The organism is Pseudomonas mandelii, assembly GCF_006438925.1.
GTDB lineage: Bacteria > Pseudomonadota > Gammaproteobacteria > Pseudomonadales > Pseudomonadaceae > Aquipseudomonas > Aquipseudomonas mandelii_C.
The window spans coordinates 258,563-280,935 of the sequence record NZ_RCZA01000007.1 but is presented as its reverse complement, the minus strand read 5'-3'; the positions used below and the strand labels follow the sequence as shown (position 1 = coordinate 280,935).

The 22,373-nt window shown below is 57.3% G+C and carries 18 protein-coding genes and 3 tRNA genes; 13 read left to right on the top strand and 8 right to left on the bottom strand.

All coding sequences use genetic code 11. From position 1 onward, the window contains the following. Positions 1-39: 39 nt before the first annotated feature. The 3 genes from pbpG to folD form a co-directional block, all read right to left on the bottom strand. Complete coding sequence (pbpG, locus tag EAH74_RS18215; protein WP_140680191.1) at positions 40-978, bottom strand: D-alanyl-D-alanine endopeptidase; 939 nt, start codon at positions 976-978, stop codon at positions 40-42. A gap of 176 nt (positions 979-1,154) precedes the next feature. Next, complete coding sequence (mddA, locus tag EAH74_RS18210; RefSeq protein ID WP_140680190.1) at positions 1,155-1,955, bottom strand: methanethiol S-methyltransferase; 801 nt, start codon at positions 1,953-1,955, stop codon at positions 1,155-1,157. A 202-nt stretch (positions 1,956-2,157) separates the two neighbouring features. Next, positions 2,158-3,012 carry a bifunctional methylenetetrahydrofolate dehydrogenase/methenyltetrahydrofolate cyclohydrolase FolD gene (folD, locus tag EAH74_RS18205; protein WP_140680189.1) on the bottom strand — a complete coding sequence of 285 codons (855 nt, stop codon included), beginning with the start codon at positions 3,010-3,012 and terminating at the stop codon, positions 2,158-2,160. A gap of 279 nt (positions 3,013-3,291) precedes the next feature. On the opposite strand from folD, the gene EAH74_RS18200 reads away from it, so the two are divergent. The 11 genes from EAH74_RS18200 to EAH74_RS33110 all read left to right on the top strand — a co-directional run bounded on the left by EAH74_RS18200 (position 3,292) and on the right by EAH74_RS33110 (position 13,955). Beyond that, positions 3,292-3,368 (top strand) — tRNA-Arg (locus EAH74_RS18200). Between the two features lie 38 nt (positions 3,369-3,406). Beyond that, a tRNA-His gene (locus EAH74_RS18195) sits at positions 3,407-3,482 on the top strand. A gap of 54 nt (positions 3,483-3,536) precedes the next feature. Next, a tRNA-Leu gene (locus tag EAH74_RS18190) sits at positions 3,537-3,621 on the top strand. Positions 3,622-4,043: 422 nt separating this feature from the next. Further along, positions 4,044-5,354, top strand: coding sequence for a trigger factor (gene tig / locus EAH74_RS18185; protein ID WP_046047576.1), 1,311 nt, complete (start codon positions 4,044-4,046; stop codon positions 5,352-5,354). A gap of 93 nt (positions 5,355-5,447) precedes the next feature. Further along, a complete protein-coding gene (gene clpP, locus EAH74_RS18180) occupies positions 5,448-6,083 on the top strand; it encodes an ATP-dependent Clp endopeptidase proteolytic subunit ClpP (protein ID WP_008148423.1) in 636 nt (211 codons plus the stop codon). A gap of 112 nt (positions 6,084-6,195) precedes the next feature. Then, entirely contained in the window at positions 6,196-7,479 is a 1,284-nt protein-coding gene (clpX, locus tag EAH74_RS18175) for an ATP-dependent Clp protease ATP-binding subunit ClpX (RefSeq protein ID WP_007946893.1), read from the top strand. 161 nt (positions 7,480-7,640) lie between these two features. Then, positions 7,641-10,037, top strand: a complete 2,397-nt coding sequence (lon, locus tag EAH74_RS18170) for an endopeptidase La (RefSeq protein WP_027926069.1) — start codon at positions 7,641-7,643, stop codon at positions 10,035-10,037. A 147-nt stretch (positions 10,038-10,184) separates the two neighbouring features. Further along, positions 10,185-10,457, top strand: coding sequence for an HU family DNA-binding protein (locus EAH74_RS18165; RefSeq protein ID WP_002552737.1), 273 nt, complete (start codon positions 10,185-10,187; stop codon positions 10,455-10,457). A gap of 233 nt (positions 10,458-10,690) precedes the next feature. Further along, positions 10,691-12,562, top strand: coding sequence for a SurA N-terminal domain-containing protein (locus tag EAH74_RS18160; RefSeq protein WP_140680188.1), 1,872 nt, complete (start codon positions 10,691-10,693; stop codon positions 12,560-12,562). Between the two features lie 227 nt (positions 12,563-12,789). Continuing rightward, a complete protein-coding gene (locus EAH74_RS18155) occupies positions 12,790-13,608 on the top strand; it encodes a DUF2242 domain-containing protein (protein WP_140680186.1) in 819 nt (272 codons plus the stop codon). 200 nt (positions 13,609-13,808) lie between these two features. Next, complete coding sequence (locus EAH74_RS33110) at positions 13,809-13,955, top strand: hypothetical protein (RefSeq protein WP_240050527.1); 147 nt, start codon at positions 13,809-13,811, stop codon at positions 13,953-13,955. Positions 13,956-13,958: 3 nt separating this feature from the next. On the opposite strand, the gene EAH74_RS18150 is transcribed toward EAH74_RS33110, so the two are convergent. Both EAH74_RS18150 and EAH74_RS18145 read right to left on the bottom strand, forming a co-directional pair. Then, the gene (locus EAH74_RS18150) at positions 13,959-14,999 is read right to left on the bottom strand and encodes an AraC family transcriptional regulator (protein ID WP_140680184.1); all 1,041 of its coding nucleotides are present in this window, start codon (positions 14,997-14,999) and stop codon (positions 13,959-13,961) included. Between the two features lie 3 nt (positions 15,000-15,002). Then, a complete protein-coding gene (locus EAH74_RS18145) occupies positions 15,003-16,133 on the bottom strand; it encodes a nitrilase-related carbon-nitrogen hydrolase (RefSeq protein ID WP_140680183.1) in 1,131 nt (376 codons plus the stop codon). A gap of 209 nt (positions 16,134-16,342) precedes the next feature. On the opposite strand from EAH74_RS18145, the gene EAH74_RS18140 reads away from it, so the two are divergent. Beyond that, entirely contained in the window at positions 16,343-18,382 is a 2,040-nt protein-coding gene (locus EAH74_RS18140; protein ID WP_140680181.1) for an FAD-dependent oxidoreductase, read from the top strand. A gap of 153 nt (positions 18,383-18,535) precedes the next feature. Further along, the gene (locus EAH74_RS18135; protein ID WP_140680179.1) at positions 18,536-19,453 is read left to right on the top strand and encodes a 1-aminocyclopropane-1-carboxylate deaminase/D-cysteine desulfhydrase; all 918 of its coding nucleotides are present in this window, start codon (positions 18,536-18,538) and stop codon (positions 19,451-19,453) included. A 10-nt stretch (positions 19,454-19,463) separates the two neighbouring features. Here the strand turns inward: EAH74_RS18135 and EAH74_RS18130 are convergent, their stop codons facing one another. The 3 genes from EAH74_RS18130 to EAH74_RS18120 all read right to left on the bottom strand — a co-directional run bounded on the left by EAH74_RS18130 (position 19,464) and on the right by EAH74_RS18120 (position 22,334). Next, positions 19,464-20,012, bottom strand: a complete 549-nt coding sequence (locus EAH74_RS18130) for a cytochrome b (protein WP_140680178.1) — start codon at positions 20,010-20,012, stop codon at positions 19,464-19,466. 186 nt (positions 20,013-20,198) lie between these two features. Beyond that, positions 20,199-21,026 carry a phosphonoacetaldehyde hydrolase gene (gene phnX / locus EAH74_RS18125; RefSeq protein ID WP_140680177.1) on the bottom strand — a complete coding sequence of 276 codons (828 nt, stop codon included), beginning with the start codon at positions 21,024-21,026 and terminating at the stop codon, positions 20,199-20,201. A 198-nt stretch (positions 21,027-21,224) separates the two neighbouring features. Then, on the bottom strand, positions 21,225-22,334 hold the full coding sequence (locus EAH74_RS18120) for a 2-aminoethylphosphonate--pyruvate transaminase (protein WP_140680176.1): 1,110 nt from the start codon (positions 22,332-22,334) through the stop codon (positions 21,225-21,227). Positions 22,335-22,373 lie beyond the last annotated feature (39 nt).

Sequence of the window (22,373 nt, the reverse complement as noted above, 5' to 3'; positions counted from 1 at the left end):
AGTCGGGGCTTTCTTTTATCTGTAGTTATCTGTAGTTAATTATTTCGACGCTTCAACCACGCCGCTTTGACGATGCTTGAGATTCTTGTCGGATTTGTACTGCAAGGCTACAGACGGCACGTCCGCGCCCCTGCCGGTTTCAACCCAGCTGCGGATGCGAGTGGCATCGGCAAAGTGTGTGTACTTGCCAAAGGCATCGAGGATGACCAGCGCAACGGGGCGATTGCCCATGCTGGTGACCAGCACCAGGCAGTGACCTGCCTCGTTGGTGAAGCCGGTTTTCGTCAGCCTGATGTCCCAGTTCGGCTTGTTGATCAAATGGTCGGTATTACGAAAACCCAGGCTGTAGTTGGGTTTACGGAACGAGACGGTTTTTTCCTTGGTGGTGCTCAGCTCGGTCAACAATGGGTATTTGTGCGCAGCGATCAGCAGTTTGCTCAGGTCGCGGGCTGTGGACACGTTGCGAGGGGAGAGACCGGTGGGTTCGACGAAGTGCGTGCTGGTCATGCCCAGTGCTTTCGCTTTGGCATTCATTGCGGCAATGAACGCGACGTAGCCACCCGGATAATGATGGGCCAGGCTCGCGGCAGCGCGGTTTTCAGAGGACATCAGGGCAATCAGCAGCATTTCCTTGCGCGGCATTTCGCTGTTGAGTTTCACCCGGGAAAACACACCTTTCATTTCCGGGGTGTCGCTGATGTTGATGTTGATGTATTCGTCCATGTTCTGCCTGGCTTCAACCACGACCAGGCCGGTCATCAGTTTGCTGACGGAAGCGATCGGCACAACCACGTCAGGATTGCTGGCAAAGATGACTTTGTTGGTCTGCAGATCCATCAGCAATGCGCTACCGGAAGCGATTTTCAGTGTTGACGTATCTCGCGGCGCCGAAGTGGTGTCGGCAGCGTTGACCATTGGTGTGGTGAAAGTCCCTGTAAATGCAAAAAATAGGCTCAGGATGGAAAGACGGATTTTCACGCTGGCGAACTCATAAGGGTGGATATGCCGTTTTGTTACGGGCTGTTTCTTAAAAACGACGCATTTTAGGAGTATGAGCCACGAAAGCGCTAGGCGCCTGTATGGCGAGAGCATTATATGAAAAAAAATTTACGGTTTTTGATGCCTGCCCCTTGGTGAGCAGGCGCCGGATTGACTTACTTTTGATCGTTGCGCCGTGGGTCGGGTTTACGTTTGGTCAGAGGCACCAGCATTGCGACGTTCTGCTGATAGCGTCGGTATTGCTCCCCAAACAGATCCACCAGATCTTTCTCTTCAAAATGCACCCCAATCAGGATGTAGAAAGTGTTGAGTAGCGCAAAAAGTAGATGTCCGGCTGTCATGTCGGGTGTCGCCCAGAACACCATCACAAACCCCAAGTACATCGGGTGGCGAACCAGCTTGTAGAGTAAAGGGGTTTTAAAGGCAGGGTTCTCGGGTCTGGCGGGGTAAAAGGCGTTGAGTGCCTGCTTTATGCCGAACAGTTCGAAATGGCTGATCAGGAACGTCGCGAGCACGACCAGGCCCAGGCCCAGCCAGAATAAAGCCATGAGTAATCCGTGGCCCCATACAGACGTTACGCGCCAGATGGACGTTTCCATGGGTTGCCACAGCCAGAACAGCAGCGCGAGCGGCAGGCACGTGGACAATACGTAGGTCGCGCGCTCGATGGGGGGCGGGACGAACCGGGTCCACCAGCGCTTGAAGCGCTTTCGCGCCATGCCGCTGTGCTGTACGGCAAACAGCGTAATCAGCAAGGTGTCGACGAGGATCGCCACGGGCCAGTCGAGGCTGGAGCCGGAGTTAATGTCTTTGGGCACTCCGATGCCTGAGAGAAAACCTGTCAGGTAAAGCGCGGTGAGCAGAAAACACAGGTAACAGAAGAGGCTGTAAAGCAGGCCAGCGAGTTTTCCAGTGAACACGAAAAAGCGATGTTGAGTCAGGCCGCGGGGGCTCATAAATGATGCCTTTTCAGCGTCGCGCGTACTTCCCGATTCGCGTCTACGGTTTATGGGATGTTTCGATAATCAGTCTAGGACGATTTAAGGTTTTCGCCGTTGCTCTGTCCGGCAGTCCTTCAGGGGTATTACTTGTTCCATGGCTGAAAACAAGAAACCCCACCAGAGGCGGGGTTTCTTGTTTGTTCGGCGTGGCGTGGAATCAGCTGTGCAGTGTTTCGGCTGCGTACAGAGTGTTTTCCAGCAGGCAAGCGCGGGTCATCGGGCCAACGCCACCCGGAACCGGAGTGATCCAGCCGGCGCGGGGCAGGGCGGTGTCGTAGATCACGTCACCGACCAGTTTGCCGTCTTCCTGACGGTTGATGCCAACGTCGATCACGATCGCGCCTTCCTTGATCCACTCGCCTTTGACGAGGCCCGGCTTGCCGGCAGCGACGACAACCAGATCGGCACGACCGACGTGGCCTGCCAGATCCTTGGTGAAGCGGTGGGTGACAGTCACGGTGCAGCCGGCCAGCAGCAATTCCATTGCCATCGGGCGGCCAACAATGTTGGAGGCCCCGACAATCACTGCGTCCATCCCGTAGAGATCGACACCGGTGCTTTCCAGCAGCGTCATGATGCCTTTAGGGGTGCACGGACGCAGCAGCGGAATACGCTGTGCGAGACGGCCGACGTTATAAGGGTGGAAACCGTCGACGTCCTTGTCTGGACGAATGCGTTCCAGCAATTTGGAGGCGTCCAGGTGTTCAGGTAAAGGAAGCTGAAGCAAAACGCCATCAATCGCCGGGTCGTCGTTCAGGCGATCGATCAGATCGGTCAGCACTTCTTGAGTGGTTTCGGAAGGCAGGTCGTAGGCTTGGGAAATGAAGCCGACCTCTTCACAGTCTTTACGCTTGTGCGAGACATAAACCTGAGAGGCGGGATCGCTGCCGACCAGGATCACCGCGAGACCGGGCGTGCGCAGACCTTGCTGGCGACGCTCGTTGACGCGTTTGGCGATCTGCTGGCGCAGGCTGGCGGCGATCGATTTGCCGTCGATTAGTTGTGCAGTCATTGCGCGTGATTAACCATCGAGAGGGGAAAAAAAGAGAACGCATTCTCGCATGTCATGAGGTGAGGGCAAAGGCGCTTGGTCTGCAAATTCCCCTAACCCCTTTAATTAAATGAATTTTTTTTAAAAAAGAGTTGACGACCTTCAGGGTCACCTATAACATTCGTCGCACTTGTCGGGCACAGCCTAGCACTGGTTAAGAAGGTCGAGCAGAGTTGATGTTTAATTCGGTGAGACTGAAAGCACTTAGTTTGTAATCGTCCAAGAATACAGATTAACAAGGCGCCCGTAGCTCAGCTGGATAGAGCATCCGCCTTCTAAGCGGATGGTCGCAGGTTCGAGTCCTGCCGGGTGCGCCATTAGGCAGCTTTGGCACAAGTAGCAACATGGCAATATGGTGGGCGTAGCTCAGTTGGTAGAGCACGGGATTGTGACTCCCGTTGTCGAGGGTTCGATCCCCTTCGTCCACCCCATATTTAGAAAGGCGCCAGATTAACAGTCTGGCGCCTTTGCTTTAAAAGCTTGATGCGGATGTGGTGGAATTGGTAGACACACTGGATTTAGGTTCCAGCGCCGCAAGGTGTGAGAGTTCGAGTCTCTCCGTCCGCACCATTACAAGTAGCTATTTAATAGCAGAAAACGGCGCAGCACCTGAAAAGGGCTGCGCCGTTTTTGTTTTAGAAGTCTGAATTTTCAAAGCGGCCGCAGGTTCTGGGTCGAGAGGGCGGCTCGGATCGTCGGATTTATGTTTCTCGATGATGCTGATTCGTCCGTTGGTCCCCTTGTGGGGTCGACTGTCAGGGATGGATTGCCGATGCCTTCTATATATAGAAGGATTGGTGCAGAGTCTTGGCATGATTGGCTGTATTTGCTAACAGGGCGAGGCACAACCGTTTGTCCCCGCCTATAAATTGCCTGCTGCTTTTTTACCCGTTTTCAGTAGGGTGACTTCTTGAGTTTGACCCACTAGAATGCATGCCCTTGATTCTGGGGTCGGAAACGGCCGGCTAACGTCTGTGCAACGAGGAATATCCATGCAAGTTTCTGTTGAAAATACTTCTGCTCTTGAGCGCCGCATGAGCATCACCGTGCCGGCTGAGCGCATCGAGACTCAGGTCAACAAGCGTCTGCAGCAGACTGCCCAAAAGGCCAAGATTGCTGGCTTCCGTCCAGGCAAAGTGCCAATGAGTGAAATCAAGCGCCGTTTTGGTGCTGATGCACGTCAGGAAGCGGTCGGCGACGTGATCCAGTCCTCTTTCTACGAAGCTGTCGTTGAGCAGAAGCTGAACCCGGCTGGCGCTCCTTCGATCGAGCCGAAATCGCTGGAAGCAGGCAAAGATCTGGAATACGTCGCGATTTTCGAAGTGTTCCCTGAGTTCACCGTTGCCGGTTTCGAAGGCATCGCGGTTGAGCGCCTGAGCGCTGACGTGGCTGATGCCGATCTGGACAAAATGCTGGAAGTGCTGCGCAAGCAGAACACCCGTTTCGAAGTGGCCGATCGTGCTGCTCAAAACGAAGACCAGCTGAACATCGATTTCGTTGGCAAGGTCGACGGTGAAGTGTTCGCTGGCGGTTCCGCCAAAGGTACTCAGCTGGTTCTGGGTTCCGGCCGCATGATCCCTGGTTTTGAAGACGGTCTGGTTGGCGCTAAAGCCGGCGAAGAGCGCGTTCTGAACCTGACCTTCCCAGAGGACTATCAGAACCTCGACCTGGCAGGCAAAACCGCTGAGTTCACCGTAACCGTGAACACTGTTTCCGAGCCAAAACTGCCAGAACTGACCGAAGAATTCTTCGCTCAATTCGGCATCAAGGAAACTGGTCTGGAAGGCTTCCGCACCGAAGTTCGCAAGAACATGGAGCGTGAACTGCGTCAGGCGATCAAATCCAAGGTCAAGAATCAGGTAATGGACGGTCTGCTGGCCACCAACCCGATCGAAGTGCCTAAGGCTCTGCTGTCCAACGAAGTTGACCGTCTGCGCGTGCAGGCTGTTCAGCAGTTCGGTGGCAACATCAAGCCTGAGCAACTGCCGGCCGAGCTGTTCGAAGAGCAAGCCAAGCGTCGCGTTGTGCTGGGTCTGATCGTGGCTGAAGTGGTCAAGCAATTCGACCTCAAGCCTGACGAAGCCCGCGTTCGTGAAATGATTCAGGAAATGGCTTCGGCTTACCAAGAGCCTGAGCAGGTTGTGTCCTGGTACTACAAGAACGACCAGCAACTGAACGAAGTCCGTTCGGTTGTGCTGGAAGAGCAAGTTGTGGATACTGTTCTGCAGAAAGCTAGCGTGACCGACAAATCGGTCTCTTACGAAGAAGCAGTCAAGCCGGTAGAAGCTCCACAAGCCGACTGATCGTTTTTGCGGTAAGAAGTACACACCATAAGCCAGCCTTCGTGCTGGCTTATGCGTATTCAAGACATAACTATTTGGGAGTGACTGCAGAGCATGTTCCGTAATTCGTATATTCAGCAGAACTCTGATATCCAGGCCGCAGGCGGCCTGGTCCCGATGGTTGTCGAGCAGTCTGCTCGTGGCGAGCGCGCCTATGACATCTACTCGCGCCTTCTCAAGGAGCGAGTGATCTTTCTGGTTGGCCCGGTAGAGGACTACATGGCCAACCTGATCTGTGCGCAACTGCTGTTCCTTGAAGCGGAAAACCCGGACAAGGACATCCATCTCTATATCAACTCCCCGGGCGGTTCGGTGACGGCGGGCATGTCGATCTATGACACCATGCAGTTCATCAAGCCAAACGTGTCGACCACCTGTATCGGTCAGGCGTGCAGCATGGGTGCGTTCCTGCTGACGGCCGGTGCTGCTGGCAAGCGTTTCTGCCTGCCGAACTCGCGTGTGATGATTCACCAGCCATTGGGCGGTTTCCAGGGCCAGGCTTCGGATATCGAAATCCATGCCAAGGAAATCCTCTTCATTCGTGAGCGTCTCAACACGCTGATGGCCAAGCATAGCGGGCACACTCTTGAAGAAATCGAGCGCGATACCAACCGCGATAATTTCATGAGTGCAGAAGCAGCGCGTGAATACGGGTTGATCGATGAAGTGATCAGCCAGCGCCCCGCTTAAAATAAGCAGCTCAAAATAGGCTTGGTCGGCGCGTCTGATCACTAGCGGGCTTGAAAAAGCCCGCAATAGCCTTCATCTTGTGTTGCAAGCCTATCGGATTTGGATCGAACGAATGACTGACACCCGCAACGGCGAGGACAACGGCAAGCTGCTCTATTGCTCCTTCTGTGGCAAAAGCCAGCATGAAGTGCGCAAATTGATTGCCGGCCCCTCGGTCTTTATCTGCGACGAGTGCGTCGACCTGTGCAATGACATCATCCGTGAGGAGGTGCAGGAAGCCCAGGCCGAAAGCAGCGCGCATAAATTGCCTTCGCCTAAAGAAATCAGCGGCATCCTTGATCAGTACGTGATTGGTCAGGAGCGTGCGAAAAAGGTTCTGGCCGTAGCGGTGTACAACCACTACAAGCGCCTGAACCAGCGTGACAAAAAGAATGACGATGTCGAACTCGGCAAGAGCAACATTTTGCTGATCGGCCCGACCGGCTCGGGTAAAACCCTGCTTGCCGAAACACTGGCCCGCTTGCTGAACGTTCCGTTCACCATCGCCGACGCAACCACCCTCACCGAGGCAGGTTACGTGGGTGAAGATGTCGAAAACATCATTCAGAAGCTGCTACAGAAGTGCGATTACGACGTAGAAAAGGCCCAAATGGGCATTGTCTACATCGATGAGATCGACAAGATCTCGCGCAAGTCTGACAACCCGTCGATCACCCGGGACGTTTCCGGTGAAGGCGTGCAGCAGGCCCTGCTCAAGTTGATCGAAGGCACGGTCGCTTCCGTTCCACCTCAAGGTGGTCGCAAGCATCCGCAGCAGGAATTCCTTCAGGTTGACACCCGTAACATCCTGTTCATCTGCGGTGGTGCGTTCTCCGGTCTGGAAAAGGTTATTCAAAACCGTTCCACCAAGGGCGGCATCGGTTTCAACGCGGAAGTGCGCAGCAAGGAAGAAGGCAAGAAAGTCGGTGAGTCCCTGCGTGAAGTCGAGCCTGACGATCTGGTCAAGTTCGGTCTGATCCCGGAGTTCGTCGGTCGTCTGCCGGTACTTGCCACGCTGGACGAGCTTGATGAGGCTGCGTTGATGCAGATTCTCACCGAGCCGAAAAATGCTCTGACCAAACAGTATGCCAAGCTGTTCGAGATGGAAGGTGTGGACCTGGAATTCCGGGCCGACGCTCTGAAATCGGTCGCCAAACGTGCCCTGGAACGCAAAACCGGTGCCCGTGGACTGCGTTCGATTCTCGAAGGTGTATTGCTCGACACTATGTATGAAATTCCCTCGCAGTCCGAGGTGAGTAAAGTAGTGATCGACGAAAGCGTTATAGAAGGCAAGTCCAAGCCACTGTATATCTACGAAAACAGTGAGCCGGCTGCCAAGGCAGCGCCAGACGCCTAAGCGTCACGCTGCTGGAATAAAGAAGGGGCCTTCGGGCCCCTTTGCTTTTTGCGCGTTTTAACACCTTCTTTAAGCTTGTTTTTTTTGAAGGTAGCCCCCATCTTGGTTTCAAGCTCACTTCCATCTGTTTACGGCCTTATGGCCGCCGTAGAGGCGAAATCATGAAGACAACCATCGAATTGCCTCTCCTGCCATTGCGTGATGTTGTGGTTTATCCGCACATGGTTATCCCGCTGTTCGTGGGGCGCGAGAAATCCATCGAAGCCCTCGAGGCCGCGATGACGGGCGACAAGCAGATCCTTCTGCTGGCTCAGAGAAACCCTGCTGACGACGATCCCGGTGAAGATGCACTTTATCGCGTAGGCACCATTGCTACCGTTCTACAGCTGCTCAAGCTGCCTGACGGCACGGTCAAGGTCTTGGTCGAAGGTGAGCAGCGGGGCGCCGTTGAGCGTTTCAGCGAAGTGGACGGCCACTGCCGCGCCGAAGTCTCATTGATCGACGAAGTCGACGCGCCAGAGCGCGAGTCGGAAGTGTTCGTACGCAGCCTGCTGGCTCAGTTCGAACAATATGTGCAACTGGGCAAGAAAGTCCCGGCTGAAGTCCTGTCGTCGCTCAACAGCATCGACGAACCAGGCCGCCTGGTCGACACCATGGCCGCACACATGGCCCTGAAGATCGAGCAGAAGCAGGAAATCCTCGAAATCATCGATTTGTCTGCCCGGGTCGAGCACGTTCTGGCGTTGCTGGATGCCGAGATCGACCTGCTGCAAGTCGAAAAACGCATTCGTGGTCGCGTCAAAAAACAAATGGAGCGCAGCCAGCGCGAGTACTACCTGAATGAGCAGATGAAGGCCATTCAGAAAGAGCTCGGCGACAGCGATGAAGGCCACAACGAAATTGAAGAGCTGAAAAAGCGCATCGATGCCGCCGGTCTGCCGAAAGACGCCTTGGCCAAAGCCCAGGGTGAACTGAACAAGTTAAAACAAATGTCGCCAATGTCTGCGGAAGCGACTGTGGTGCGCTCGTATATTGACTGGCTGGTTCAGGTGCCGTGGAAGGCACAGAGCAAAGTTCGCCTGGATCTGGCGCGCGCTGAAGACATACTCGATGCAGACCACTATGGTCTGGAAGAAGTCAAAGAGCGGATCCTCGAATACCTCGCCGTGCAAAAGCGAGTGAAGAAAATTCGTGGTCCGGTGTTGTGCCTGGTCGGTCCTCCAGGAGTGGGTAAAACCTCTCTGGCGGAGTCAATTGCTCACGCCACCAACCGCAAATTCGTGCGCATGGCGCTCGGCGGTGTGCGTGATGAAGCGGAAATTCGTGGTCATCGCCGTACTTATATCGGTTCGATGCCAGGAAGATTGATTCAAAAGATGACAAAAGTGGGCGTCCGCAACCCGCTGTTCCTGCTCGATGAAATCGACAAAATGGGCAGCGACATGCGTGGCGATCCGGCGTCGGCGTTGCTGGAAGTGCTCGACCCTGAGCAGAACCACAACTTCAACGATCACTATCTGGAAGTCGACTACGACCTGTCCGATGTGATGTTCCTTTGCACCTCGAACTCCATGAACATTCCACCCGCCTTGCTGGACCGGATGGAAGTGATTCGTCTGCCGGGTTACACCGAAGACGAAAAGATCAACATCGCCGTCAAATACCTTTCGCCAAAGCAGATTACTGCCAACGGTTTGAAAAAAGGCGAGCTGGAATTCGACGCCGAAGCGATCCGCGACATCATCCGCTACTACACCCGCGAAGCCGGTGTACGTGGGCTGGAGCGCCAGATTGCCAAGGTTTGCCGCAAGGCGGTCAAAGAGCATGCAATGGAAAAGCGCTTCTCGGTGAAGGTCACTGCCGAGATGCTGGAACACTTCCTGGGCGTGCGCAAATTCCGCTATGGTCTGGCCGAATCGCAGGATCAGATCGGTCAGGTCACCGGGCTGGCGTGGACTCAGGTGGGTGGCGAATTGCTGACTATCGAAGCCGCCGTCGTGCCGGGTAAAGGCCAGTTGATCAAGACCGGTTCCTTGGGTGACGTCATGGTCGAATCGATCACAGCGGCCCTGACTGTTGTTCGCAGTCGCGCGAAGAGCCTGGGGATTCCCCTGGACTTCCACGAGAAGCGCGACACGCATATCCACATGCCGGAAGGGGCGACCCCGAAGGACGGCCCTAGCGCCGGTGTGGGCATGTGCACGGCTTTGGTGTCGGCATTGACCGGGATCCCTGTGCGCGCGGACGTCGCCATGACTGGCGAAATTACGCTGCGTGGTCAGGTGCTGGCGATTGGTGGTTTGAAAGAAAAACTGCTCGCTGCTCACCGTGGCGGAATCAAGACGGTGATCATTCCTGAAGAGAACGTACGCGATCTGAAGGAAATTCCTGACAATATCAAGCAAGATCTGCAGATTAAACCGGTTAAATGGATTGACGAGGTCCTGCAAATTGCGCTGCAATACGCGCCGGAGCCCTTGCCAGATGTAGCTCCAGAGATAGTCGCAAAGGATGAAAAACGCGAGTCTGACTCTAAGGAAAGAATTAGCACGCATTAGTACGCATTTGCCTGGGTGGCTTGTTGACAGCTTTTTAGAGCCCTTGTTATAAAGCGGCTCTTAAGTGTCTGTAGGCCATTCAGCACTCGTTTTTGCTTTCACCAAAAAACTTAGAATCATACTCAAATAGATATAAGGGGACTTAGAGTGAACAAGTCGGAACTGATTGATGCTATCGCTGCATCCGCTGATATCCCGAAAGCTGCTGCTGGCCGTGCGCTGGACGCTGTAATCGAATCCGTCACTGGCGCTCTCAAGGCTGGTGACTCTGTTGTTCTGGTTGGTTTCGGTACTTTCTCCGTAACTGATCGTCCAGCTCGCATTGGTCGTAACCCACAGACCGGTAAGACGCTGGAAATCGCAGCAGCCAAAAAACCAGGTTTCAAAGCCGGTAAAGCACTGAAAGAAGCTGTCAACTAAGTTCGATTCAGGTTTTTGCCTATCCGGGTCGGGGTCATGCCTGACCTGGCAGCGGAGCGGTAGTCCAGTCGGCGAGTCGCCGATTCGAGACGCCGAGGCTCGCAAGTTCGAGTCATCGGTCCGCTCCGCCAGTTACGAGAAGGCGCATCCTCGGATGCGCCTTTCTTCTATCCGGATTCTACCCACGCTCCACGGTTGCCTAATTTTGAAGTTCAACCGTTTCTGGGGGACGCATGCTGCAGAATATCAGGGACAATTCACAAGGCTGGATTGCCAAGACCATTATCGGGGTCATCGTTGCACTGATGGCTTTGACCGGTTTCGACGCCATCTTCAAGGCCACGACGCACAAAAATGATGCGGCCAAGGTCAATGGCGAAGAAATCAGCCAGAACGAGCTGAGCCAGGCGGTCGATATGCAACGCCGTCAGCTCATGCAACAGCTGGGCAAGGATTTCGATGCTTCCTTGCTCGACGAAAAAATGCTGCGTGAATCGGCTCTCAAAGGCCTGATCGATCGTAAGCTGCTGCTGCAAGGCGCAGAAAAATCGAAGTTCGCATTTTCCGAAGCTGCTTTGGACCAGGTGATCCTGCAAACGCCTGAATTCCAGGTTGATGGCAAGTTCAGCTCTGAGCGTTTCGACCAGGTTATTCGCCAACTCGGTTACAGCCGCATGCAATTCCGCCAGATGCTGGCTCAGGAAATGCTGATCGGTCAGTTGCGCGCTGGTCTGGCAGGTAGTGGTTTCGTCACCGATGCACAGGTTCTGGCATTCGCCCGTCTGGAAAAACAGACCCGCGACTTCGCTTCCCTGAACGTCAAGGTTGACCCGGCGGCTGTGAAGCTGACCGACGATGAAGTCAAAGCCTACTACGACGAACACGCCAAGGAATTCATGACGCCGGATCAGGTGGTCATTGATTACCTGGAGTTGAAGAAGGCTTCCTTCTTTGATCAGGTCAGCGTCAAGGACGAAGACCTGCAAGCTGCGTATCAGAAAGAAACCGCGAACCTGTCTGAACAACGCCGGGCCGCGCACATTCTGATCGAAGTGAACGACAAGGTGACCGAAGCGCAAGCCAAGGCCAAGATCGAAGAGATCCAGGCACGTCTGGCAAAAGGCGAGAAGTTCGAAGTTCTGGCCAAGGAGTTCTCCCAGGATCCTGGTTCGGCGAACAACGGCGGTGACCTCGGCTATGCCGGTCCTGGCGTCTACGATCCAGCCTTCGAAACAGCGCTGTATGCGCTGGCCAAGGATCAGGTCTCGGCGCCGGTCCGCACCGACTTCGGTTTCCACCTGATCAAGCTGTTGGGTGTCGAAGCGCCTGAAGTGCCGACGCTCGCCAGCCTGAAAGACAAGCTGACCCATGAACTGAAAACCCAGCAGGTCGAGCAGCGTTTCGTCGAGGCGACCAAGCAACTGGAAGACTCGTCGTTCGAAGCCTCCGATCTGGCTCAGCCGGCGCAGGACCTGAAGCTCACTGTTCATACGTCCAAACCGTTCGGCCGTGAAGGTGGCGAAGGTGTTGCGGCCAACCGTGCCGTGATTACTGCTGCGTTCAGCCCTGAAGTGCTGGATGAGGGTGCCAACAGCACCGCCATCGAGCTCGATCCGGAAACCGTGATCGTGCTGCGCGCCAAAGAGCACCTGAAGCCTGCGCAACTGCCGCTGGAAAGCGTTGCTGCAAGTATTCGTGCGCAATTGACCAAGGAACACGCCAGTGCCGCCGCCAAGACCAAGGCTGAAGAGCTGATTGTCAGCCTGCGCGATGGCAAAACGCCGCTGGACAAAGCGATCGACGGCCAGAACTGGAAAGTGACCCAGGCAGCTACTCGTGGCCAGGAAGGGGTAGACCCAACCGTGCTGCAGGCGCTGTTCCGCATGCCGAAGCCCGCCGCCAAGGACAAGCCGACCTTCAGCAGTGTGACCCTGGCCGATGGTAGCCTGGTGATTGTGCGTCTGAACGGCGTGAATGAAGCGGCTGCGCCGACCGAAGAAGAGAAGGCTCAATACCGTCGCTTCCTCGCTTCGCGCATTGGCCAGCAAGACTTTGCGGCCTACCGCAAACAGCTGGAAAGCGAGGCTGAGATCAAGCGCTTCTGATGCCTGACTAAGCTTTGCGCTACACAAAAAACCGGCCGAAAGGCCGGTTTTTTTATGGGTGAAACGAAAGCAGCGCGGGTTACCCGTCGCCTGAGTATTTACCGTGCGACTTTTTCCTGTAAATGACAGTCAGTACACTTGTAACTGTTTTAAGACACTAATCGATGCTCCGCTAAGCATCGATCTGTTGCACAATACGCCCCGGACCGTTTTCCTCAGGATGTTCAATGTTTAAATCATTTCCCATGCGTGTTGCAGGGCTGGCGTTGGTGCTGGCCGCCGCGGCCGGCTGCTCGTCGAAGAAAGCCCCTATCTACGAGCATGAGAATTTCGCTGACTCCGGTACGTTTTCGCGCAGCTACCCAGTGACTGACGCACAGACATGCGAAGCCGCCCGTCGGGCGTTGCTCAGCCAGGGCTACATCATCACCAGCTCCGACCCGAAACTGGTCAGCGGACACAAAAGCTTCCAGCAGACCGGCGAGAGCCACATGGAGATCAGCTTCAGTGTGGTCTGTGCCGATGACGGCAGTGAGGGGCACCACGCGACCATGTTCGCCAACGCCCTGCAGGACCGTTATGCGCTGAAGAAGACCAACAACTCCGCCAGCGTTGGTGTGGGCGTGTTGGGCTCGGTGTCGATGCCGATCGGCTCGTCCGACGACTCGATGGTCAAGGTTGCCAGCGAAACCGTATCGTCGCCCAAGTTCTACGAGCGTTTCTTCACCCTGGTCGAGTTGTTCCTGCCGCCGGAAGCGAAAAAGGCCGCGCACATCAAGGATAAGCCGAAACCCGATCTCGGCGTGCCTGAAGCCAAGACCGCACAGGCTCCATTGGCACCGCCTGCGGCAGAACCTGCGCCGGCACCTGCCGAAGCTGCTCCAGCAGCCTCTGAACCTGTTGCACCGCCGCCTGAAGCCGCTCCGATTGCTCCGGCCGAGAATGCCGAACCGGCACCGACCACGGAAACCGTTACTCCACCGCCCCAATCAAGCCTGCCTCCACCCACCGAGCCTATTTCGGCCATTCCTGTTTCAGGCGAGTAATCGGGTTCCTGCACTACGGGATCGGGTCAGATGACACCGATTCCGCAGCGTCTTTAAAGATTGATCCACGTCAACCCAGGCCGTTGTCCTACGGACTGTATCGAAAAAATCCTGTGATAAATTCCTGACTGCCTGCTACGTTTTATCAAGTAGCTGCTGAGCGGCGTGCCTGCGTCATTTTTCTTTCACGTGGGCACTTTATGCTCGGGGCGCTGGTCATTTATTCAGGCGTTTTTTCAACGAGCTGTGGGGGATTCAAAATGGACGAATATCAAGAAGAGCTGCTCGAGTATCAGGCGTTTGAACTGGACCCGCTGGAACCGGCCGAAGACGCTACCGAGCTGTAAGCGTCAAGCGGATTGGCGATGACTGCGGCGAAACTCGCCGGGAGTCTGGCCGTTCCAGCGTTTGAAGGCCCGTTGAAAGGCTTCGGCTGAGGCAAAGCCCAGCAGGTAGGCGATTTCTCCGAACGCCAGTTCGGTATCGCGGATGTAGGTCATGGCCAGGTCGCGACGTGTGTCATTGAGGATCGCGCGAAATTGCGTGCCTTCCTCGGCGAGTTTGCGGCGCAAGGTCCAGGTCGGTAGCTTCAGGCGTGCCGCCACTTCTTCCAGGTCGGGTTCCCGGCCACCATTGAGCAATGGCCCCAGTAACTGAGTGATGCGTTCACGCAGGCTGCGGGTGCGTGTCAGTTGCTCCAGTTCCCGCTCACACAGTTGCAGCAAGTGTCGCCAGGTGCTCGGGCAGTGTTCCGGGTTGCGCTGGGCGAGGCTGGCAAGGCTCAGGCGCAGTTGATTGTGCTCGCAGCCAAACTGGATCGGGCTGTCGCCCAGCACTTCATAAGCCGTGCGGTAATCCGGCTCTTCGAACTCGATCTCTATGCGTTCGGCCCGCAACGGGGCAGGGCTGACGCTGGACAATTGCTGCAACCAGCCCGCGATGATCGAATCCACCACGAAGCGGTTATAGGCGTTGTAAGGGCTGATGGAATAAAACCGCAGCCAAGCACCTTGGGCGTCTTCGTGAAAGCTCGATTGACCGCGATAGTTGGAGCCATACAAGGCTTCGAAGCGAATCAGGCACCGCGCGGCTTCGCGTACCGTTGGCGCCTGAGCGGCCGTGACCCCGGCCAGGCCGACCTGGCTCAGGCGACTGAGCTGACCCATGCGCAAGCCAAGTGCCGGGTTGTCGGTCAGTTGAATGGCGCTGTGGCCCAGGCGCATGTAACGCGGGATCGAGAGCCGGGCGCCCGCTTCGCTGAGGCGAGCCGGGTCGAGGCCGTATTGTTCGAGCAGCGGCTGAGGGTCTGCACCGTGGCTGCGCACGGCGTCGGCCAGGCTGTGAACAAAGCCCACCGACAGATCGCCGAGGCGCATCGGCAACGGTTTCATCGGTTACAACCAGAGGTTCAGCAAACGCGCGCCACGGGCATTGCCGTCGGCGAACTGCTGCCCGTTGCTGCTGAGAAAACTTTGACCGGCGCTACCCTTATCCCAGAACTGACCACGCAGGAACACGCTCATGCCGGCGATTGCCTGGCTGCTGGGCGGTTGAGCGGTGAGTGTCAGACGATGCCAGGCCTGGCCCTCGCTGAGCTCCCCGGCCTTGAGACTGACCGAGCCAGGCGTCGACAGCCCCTTGTAACCGCGCCACGGTTGGTCCCAGGTGCCGCGCCCGACCACAAACGCCGGGACCGCGACGAACTTCGCACCCTGGTCGTCGAGCTTGCGGTAATTGTCCGGGTACCAGCTGTCGCTGCCGATCAGCACGCCCAGGCGTCCGGCCGGGGTGTCGACGACGTTGAGCGTATGCTCGCCATTGGCGGCGATGACGTCATGTTCATCGAAAATCGGGTGCATCTGGCGCTGGGGTTGGCCGATCGGAAAGCCATCGCGACCGAACACCACGCTGCTGTTGTACAACGCGCCGCGGCCGATTTTCAGGGTGCCGTCGATGATGCTGGGCTCGGGTAGCACGATGGAGCCCGCCACCAACGTCACGTGGAATTCTTTCGCCAGACCACCAAACAGCGCCTGGTAGTCCTTGGCCATGCCTTTGGCCTTCATGCGCAGGTGCGCGTCGTCCAGACGTTTGTCGCCCTTGGCGTTGATCAGTGCGCGGACGAACTTCAAGGGATTGCTCACCGCCAGCCAGTTCATGGCCTCCTTGAGCGTGGTGGCCTGATACAGCTCATCTTTCTCGCCGCTGACCATCAACCAGGTGCCGACATGTTCGGGCAGGACGACGATGGTTTTTTCATTCAGCAGGCCCTGGTCCTGGGCCTGCTGCAAGTAAGCCGCCAGCTTACGGTGCAGGCGCTCGGGGCTTTGATAGTCGGTGGGAAACAGCTCGGGCTGGATGCCCAGCAAATTGCCGCGATCAGCGGGTGTGCCTTGGTCGACCGCGAGGTTGATACGCAGGTCCGACAGGTAATGACCCACCGGGCGGTCCGCGGCCCACATGGCGTAGGTCGTAAGGGCGGCAATCAATGCCATGGAGAAGGTCAGGTACAGAAGTTTGCGCATGGGGAAACAGTCAACGGCCGTGTGCAGGATTCGCGACTAGGGTAGGGCGCATGCCCGCACTTGCCAAGGGGCGCTGTACATTTGGATCAATAAGTTGTCAGTTACGGTCATTGAGTGACGGCGGCGCGACTCTTAGTCTGTCCAACATGACTGACGGGGGCCGAAGAGCTCCTGCACTTTTTCCGTGATCGCTCGATGTGGAGTTACCGATGGCCGCCGCTCATTACCCGCACCTGTTGGCCCCGCTGGACCTGGGTTTTACCACGCTGCGCAACCGTACCCTGATGGGGTCGATGCACACCGGTCTTGAGGAAAAGCCCGGCGGTTTCGAGCGCATGGCGGCGTACTTCGCCGAACGTGCCCGCGGCGGCGTTGGCCTGATGGTCACTGGCGGTATTGGCCCGAACGACGAGGGCGGGGTGTACTCCGGCGCAGCCAAACTGACCACCGAGGAAGAAGCGCTCAAGCACCGGATCGTCACTCGCGCGGTGCACGAGGCGGGCGGCAAGATCTGCATGCAGATCCTTCACGCCGGGCGTTATGCCTACAGCCCGAAGCAGGTCGCGCCGAGTGCCATTCAGGCACCGATCAACCCGTTCAAGCCTAAAGAGCTGGACGAGGAAGGCATCGAGAAGCAGATCAGCGATTTCGTCACCTGTTCGACCCTTGCGCAACAGGCCGAGTACGACGGCGTCGAGATCATGGGCTCCGAAGGTTATTTCATTAACCAGTTCCTCGCCGCCCATACCAACCACCGTACTGACCGCTGGGGCGGCAGCTATGAAAACCGCATGCGCCTGCCGGTGGAAATCGTCCGCCGGGTGCGTGAAGCGGTAGGCCCGAATTTCATTATTATCTTCCGCCTGTCGATGCTCGATCTGGTGGAAGGCGGCAGCAGCTGGGAAGAAATCGTCCAGTTGGCCAAGGCCATCGAGCAGGCCGGTGCGACCATTATCAACACTGGCATCGGCTGGCACGAAGCGCGGATTCCGACCATCGCCACCAAAGTGCCGCGCGGCGCGTTCAGTAAGGTGACGGCCAAACTGCGCGGTTCGGTGAGCATTCCGCTGATCACCACCAACCGTATCAACACCCCGGAAGTGGCCGAGCAGATTCTGGCCGAAGGCGATGCCGACATGGTCTCCATGGCGCGGCCGTTCCTCGCCGATCCGGATTTCGTCAACAAGGCCGCGGCGGGTCGTGGCGATGAAATCAACACCTGTATCGGCTGCAACCAGGCATGCCTCGATCACACCTTCGGCGGCAAGTTGACCAGTTGCCTGGTGAACCCGCGCGCCTGTCACGAAACCGAACTCAATTACCTGCCGGTGCAACAGATCAAGAAAATCGCCGTCGTCGGTGCCGGTCCTGCCGGCCTGTCGGCTGCCACTGTGGCAGCCGAACGTGGTCATCAGGTGACACTGTTTGATTCGGCCAGCGAAATTGGCGGCCAGTTCAACATCGCCAAACGCGTGCCGGGCAAGGAAGAGTTCTTCGAAACCTTGCGTTATTTCAACCGCAAACTGCAGACCACCCATGTTGAGGTGTGCCTGAACACTCGCGTCGACGTCGCACAGCTGGTCGAAGGCGGCTACGACGAGATCATTCTCGCTACCGGCATCGCCCCAAGAACTCCAGCGATTCCGGGTGTCGAGAACGCCAAGGTGCTGAGCTACCTGGACGTGATCCTTGAGCGCAAACCGGTGGGCAAGCGCGTCGCGGTGATTGGTGCCGGTGGTATCGGATTCGATGTCTCGGAGTTCCTGGTTCACCAAGGCGTGGCCACCAGCCAGAATCGCGAGGCGTTCTGGAAGGAGTGGGGCATCGATACGCATCTGCAAGCGCGCGGCGGTGTCGCGGGCATCAAGGCTGAACCTCACGCACCGGCGCGTGAAGTGTTCCTGCTGCAGCGCAAGAAATCCAAGGTCGGCGATGGTCTGGGTAAAACCACGGGCTGGATTCACCGCACCGGTCTGAAAAACAAGCAGGTACAGATGCTCAACAGCGTCGAGTACCTGAAGATCGACGACGAGGGTTTGCACATCCGCATCGGCGAAACCGGCGAGCCGCAAGTGCTGCCGGTGGACAACATCGTGATCTGCGCCGGACAGGATCCGCTGCGTGAATTGCAGGAGGGTCTGGTGGCGGCTGGGCAGAACGTGCATTTGATTGGCGGCGCGGATGTGGCGGCGGAGCTGGATGCCAAGCGCGCGATCAACCAAGGGTCCCGGTTGGCTGCTGAGTTGTAATAAGCAGGCTCAGCGTGCCAATGGCTTTCGCGAGCAGGCTCGCTCCCACACTCGATCCATGTCGCACTGAAGATCTACTGTGGGAGCGAGCCTGCTCGCGAAGGCGTCCACAGAGCGACTAGAATGCCGGCTCTTCACCCAGAGCCGGTATCGATGCTTCTCCCGCCCAACGAATGGCTACCCCAAGCCCCCCTCGAACCCCTTCATCTTGATTGGCTCACCCGATCAAGCATCGAAGTCGCGATCCTGCGCCTCGACCAGATCGATCCACTGATCAGCGGCAACAAGTGGTTCAAACTCATCGAGCACCTGAAAGCCGCTGACCAGATCGGTGCCAAAGGCATCATCAGTCTCGGCGGTGCCCACTCCAATCATCTGCATGCACTGGCCGCGGCGGGTAAACGTTTTGGTTTTCGCACCGTTGGCCTGCTGCGTGGACATCCACAAGAAACGCCGACGGTGAAAGACTTGCTGGCGTTCGGTATGCAGCTGCATTGGCTCGGTTATGGCGGTTATCGAGCGCGGCACGAGCCGGGTTTCTGGTTGCCATGGCAGGCGCAATATCCCGATCTGCATCCGGTGCCGGAAGGTGGCGGCGGTTTGCAGGGAGCCAAGGGTTGCCTGCAGCTGAGGACAATGGTCAGCGAGCAGTTGAACGGTCTGGGCTGGAACGGCTACGACGGCTGGTGGCTGGCCTGCGGAACGGGTACCACCCTGGCTGGTCTGGTGCTGGCCGAGGCGGGTGAACACCCGGTGTATGGCGCACTGGCCGTGCCCGACGATCATGGTGTGGCGCAGCAAGTCGAATCAATTGTGCAAGAGGCGGGTTTACAGGATCGCGCTTATGAATTGTTCGACGCCAGCCGTGGTGGCTTTGCCAAAGTCGATCCGCTGTTACTTGAATTCATCGATCAGACCGAACAGGCCAGCGGCATTCCCCTCGAACCGCTGTACACCGGCAAAGCACTGTTGGCACTCCAGCAGCAAGTAGAAGCGGGAAGATTCGAAAAGGGCACGCGCCTGATCTTCGTCCATACCGGCGGTTTGCAGGGCCGCCGGGGTTTCCACTGAGCGGCGGGATTCACCCGCGCTTGGGCATCATCCGCAGCAAGGTGTTATCGCCCACGACATAGTGGTGATAAATCCCCGCCACGGCGTGCAGGCCGATCAGCCAGTAACCAATGGTGCCGCCGAGTTCATGCCAACCCTGAATCTGCTTGGCCAACGCCTTGTCTTCCTCGATCAGCAACGGCAAGTCGAAGCCGAAGAACATCACTTGGTGACCCTTGGCGCTGGTGACCAGCCAGCCCAGAATCGGCATGGCGATCATGAAAATGTACAGCGCCCAATGCATCAGTTTGGCCACCACGATCTGCCACTGAGGCGAAGCCGGGAAGATTTTCGGTGCCGGGCCCAAGCTGCGAGCGAACAGCCGCAGCCAAACCAGAACAAACACCAACAAACCCAGCATGAAGTGCGATTCGGTGATCAGCGTCCGGCCGCCACTGCCTTTTGGAAAGCCCCCGCGAAATTCGATACAGGCATAAACCAGCGCCAGCAGGACCAACATCAACCAATGTAGCGCGATCGATACGGTGCTGTAGCGTGAGTCCGAATTCTTCCAGGGCATACAGTGTTCCTCACAGGTCAGGTCGAACCACCGTTCTTGTTTGACGGTGTGCTTTAACTGTAATCCGCTTTGGTGGATTTGCCTGTGGCTATTTGGATGTTCAATGCTCTGGATCAGATGGTCGCCCAAAAAAAAGCGCCAGTTCCGTTAAGAAACTGGCGCTTTTTTATGAGACGACAGGCGCAATTAGTTGGTTTGCGGCATCTCGCCCTTGGCCAGGCGCTTATTGATATCGGCGATCACTTCCGGCAAATCGGTGATGGTGTCGATCATGTAGTGCGGACGCGAGCCTTCGAACATCCCGTGGATGCGCTTGCGTTCGCTGGCCAGTTGGTCGCTGCCCAAGGCACGATAACCTTCGTAGTCCAGGCCCAGCGCGTTGCCCGAGCAGATCAACGCCACGGTCCACATGCCGGCGCGACGACCTTCAAGAATGCCCGGCACGGTATCGTCGATCTTCACGCAGGCTGCGACATCATCGATCCCGAGGGCGATCACGTTGGCCAGCGCCTGGGCCGGCCATGGGCGGCCGTTGGGCACTTCGTCGGTGGCGACCACGTGGTCGGCGACGTAACCGTTAGTGGCGGCCAGCTCGACAACCTTGTCCATGACCTGTTTTGGATAGCCGGAGCAGGAACCGATTTTGATTCCTTGCTGGCGCAGATTGGCGATGGTGTCCAGCGCGCCCGGAATCAGCGCCGAATGCTCGGCGATTTTCTCGATTTGCAGGGGCATGAAGCGTTTGTAGATAGCGGTGACGTCATCATCGGTCGGCGTGCGGCCGAACACCTGGCGATAACGTTCGGCCACTTGCGGCTGATCGCACAGGGTGCGGATGTGGTCCCACTTGCCCATGCCCATCGGGCCGCGGGCTTCTTCGATGGAAACCTGGACGTCGAACTCGGCGAATGCTTCGACAAAAATCTGCGTCGGGGCGAAGGAGCCGAAGTCGACCACGGTGCCGGCCCAGTCGAGGATGGCGGCTTGCAGCTTGGTTGGGTTTGCGTAGTTCATGTCTCAAATCCTGTATTGGGGAATGAAGAGCCGTGTAGCAGCTGTCGAGCCCCAGCGAGGCTGCGTTCGGCTGCGCAGCAGTCGTTAACTATGGCGACTCGGTTCATCTAAAAACACCGAGGTGGATGGCTTTTACGACTGCTTCGCAGCCGAACGCAGCCTCGCTGGGGCTCGACAGCTGCTACAGGTCGTCGTGAATCAGATTTCGAGGACTTCCATCTCGCGCAGTACGTCGGCGACCGCCGCCACGGCCGCGTGCATCTCGGCCTGGTTGACGTGGCCGATGCAGCCGACGCGGAAAGTTTCGACCTGGGTCAATTTGCCGGGGTAGAGGATGAAACCCTTGGCCTTGACGCGTTCGTAGAACTCCTTGAACTGGTAACGCGGATCTTTCGGCGCATGAAAGGTGACGATGATCGGCGCCTGGATCTCTGCGGGCAGAAAGCTGCGCAGTCCGAGCTTGGCCATGTCTTCGAGCAGCACCTGGCAGTTGTTGGCATAGCGCCGATGCCGGGCGGGCAAACCACCTTCTTCGTTGTATTGCAGCAGGGCTTCGTGCAGCGCGGCGACCACGTGGGTCGGCGGGGTGAAGCGCCATTGGCCGGTCTTGGCCATGTAGGTGTGCTGATCGAAAAGGTCCATCGCCAGCGAATGCGAGTTGCCGGCGGCATTGGCCAGCGCTTCTTTGCGAGCGAAGACAAAGCCCATTCCCGGCACACCTTCCAGGCATTTGCCCGAAGCGGCGATCAGCGCGTCGAACGGCACCTGTTGCGCATCGATCGGCAACGCGCCAAAAGAACTCATGGCGTCGATGATCAGGCGTTTGCCGTGTTGCGCGATGACGTGGGCGATTTCCGGCAGTGGGTTGAGGATCCCGGTGCTGGTTTCGCAGTGAATCAGCGCGACGTGGGTGATGCTGGCATCGGCGCGCAGCAGGCGGTCGACGTCGGCGGCGGTGGTCGGCTCGTCTTCGGCGGTTTCAAAAGTGCTGAAGGATCGGCCGAGCACTTCGCAGATTTTCGCCAGGCGTTTGCCGTAGGCGCCGTTGATCAGCACCAGGACTTTGCCGTCCCGAGGCACCAGCGTACCGATCGCCGCTTCGACCGCGAATGTGCCGCTGCCTTGCAGGGGCACGCAGTGGTGGCTGTCGCCGCCGTTGATGATCGCCAGCAATTGTTCGCACAGGCTGGCGGTCAGTTGATTGAAGCGGTCATCCCATGAACCCCAGTCGACCATCATCGCCTGACGGGTGCGGGCCGATGTGGTCAGTGGTCCGGGGGTGAGCAGGATGGGTTCGGCAGTACTCATTCTCGTGTCCTCGCAATCGATGGGATGAAGCTACGGGGC

Excerpts from the sequence above, each read along its gene's own strand:
- mddA (WP_140680190.1), bottom strand. The coding sequence starts at position 1,955 with ATGAGCCCCCGCGGCCTGACTCAACATCGCTTTTTCGTGTTCACTGGA.
- folD (WP_140680189.1), bottom strand. The coding sequence starts at position 3,012 with ATGACTGCACAACTAATCGACGGCAAATCGATCGCCGCCAGCCTGCGC.
- tig (WP_046047576.1), top strand. The coding sequence starts at position 4,044 with ATGCAAGTTTCTGTTGAAAATACTTCTGCTCTTGAGCGCCGCATGAGC.
- clpP (WP_008148423.1), top strand. The coding sequence starts at position 5,448 with ATGTTCCGTAATTCGTATATTCAGCAGAACTCTGATATCCAGGCCGCA.
- clpX (WP_007946893.1), top strand. The coding sequence starts at position 6,196 with ATGACTGACACCCGCAACGGCGAGGACAACGGCAAGCTGCTCTATTGC.
- lon (WP_027926069.1), top strand. The coding sequence starts at position 7,641 with ATGAAGACAACCATCGAATTGCCTCTCCTGCCATTGCGTGATGTTGTG.
- EAH74_RS18160 (WP_140680188.1), top strand. The coding sequence starts at position 10,691 with ATGCTGCAGAATATCAGGGACAATTCACAAGGCTGGATTGCCAAGACC.
- EAH74_RS18155 (WP_140680186.1), top strand. The coding sequence starts at position 12,790 with ATGTTTAAATCATTTCCCATGCGTGTTGCAGGGCTGGCGTTGGTGCTG.
- EAH74_RS33110 (WP_240050527.1), top strand. The coding sequence starts at position 13,809 with ATGCTCGGGGCGCTGGTCATTTATTCAGGCGTTTTTTCAACGAGCTGT.
- EAH74_RS18150 (WP_140680184.1), bottom strand. The coding sequence starts at position 14,999 with ATGAAACCGTTGCCGATGCGCCTCGGCGATCTGTCGGTGGGCTTTGTT.
- EAH74_RS18145 (WP_140680183.1), bottom strand. The coding sequence starts at position 16,133 with ATGCGCAAACTTCTGTACCTGACCTTCTCCATGGCATTGATTGCCGCC.
- EAH74_RS18140 (WP_140680181.1), top strand. The coding sequence starts at position 16,343 with ATGGCCGCCGCTCATTACCCGCACCTGTTGGCCCCGCTGGACCTGGGT.
- EAH74_RS18135 (WP_140680179.1), top strand. The coding sequence starts at position 18,536 with ATGCTTCTCCCGCCCAACGAATGGCTACCCCAAGCCCCCCTCGAACCC.
- EAH74_RS18130 (WP_140680178.1), bottom strand. The coding sequence starts at position 20,012 with ATGCCCTGGAAGAATTCGGACTCACGCTACAGCACCGTATCGATCGCG.
- phnX (WP_140680177.1), bottom strand. The coding sequence starts at position 21,026 with ATGAACTACGCAAACCCAACCAAGCTGCAAGCCGCCATCCTCGACTGG.
- EAH74_RS18120 (WP_140680176.1), bottom strand. The coding sequence starts at position 22,334 with ATGAGTACTGCCGAACCCATCCTGCTCACCCCCGGACCACTGACCACA.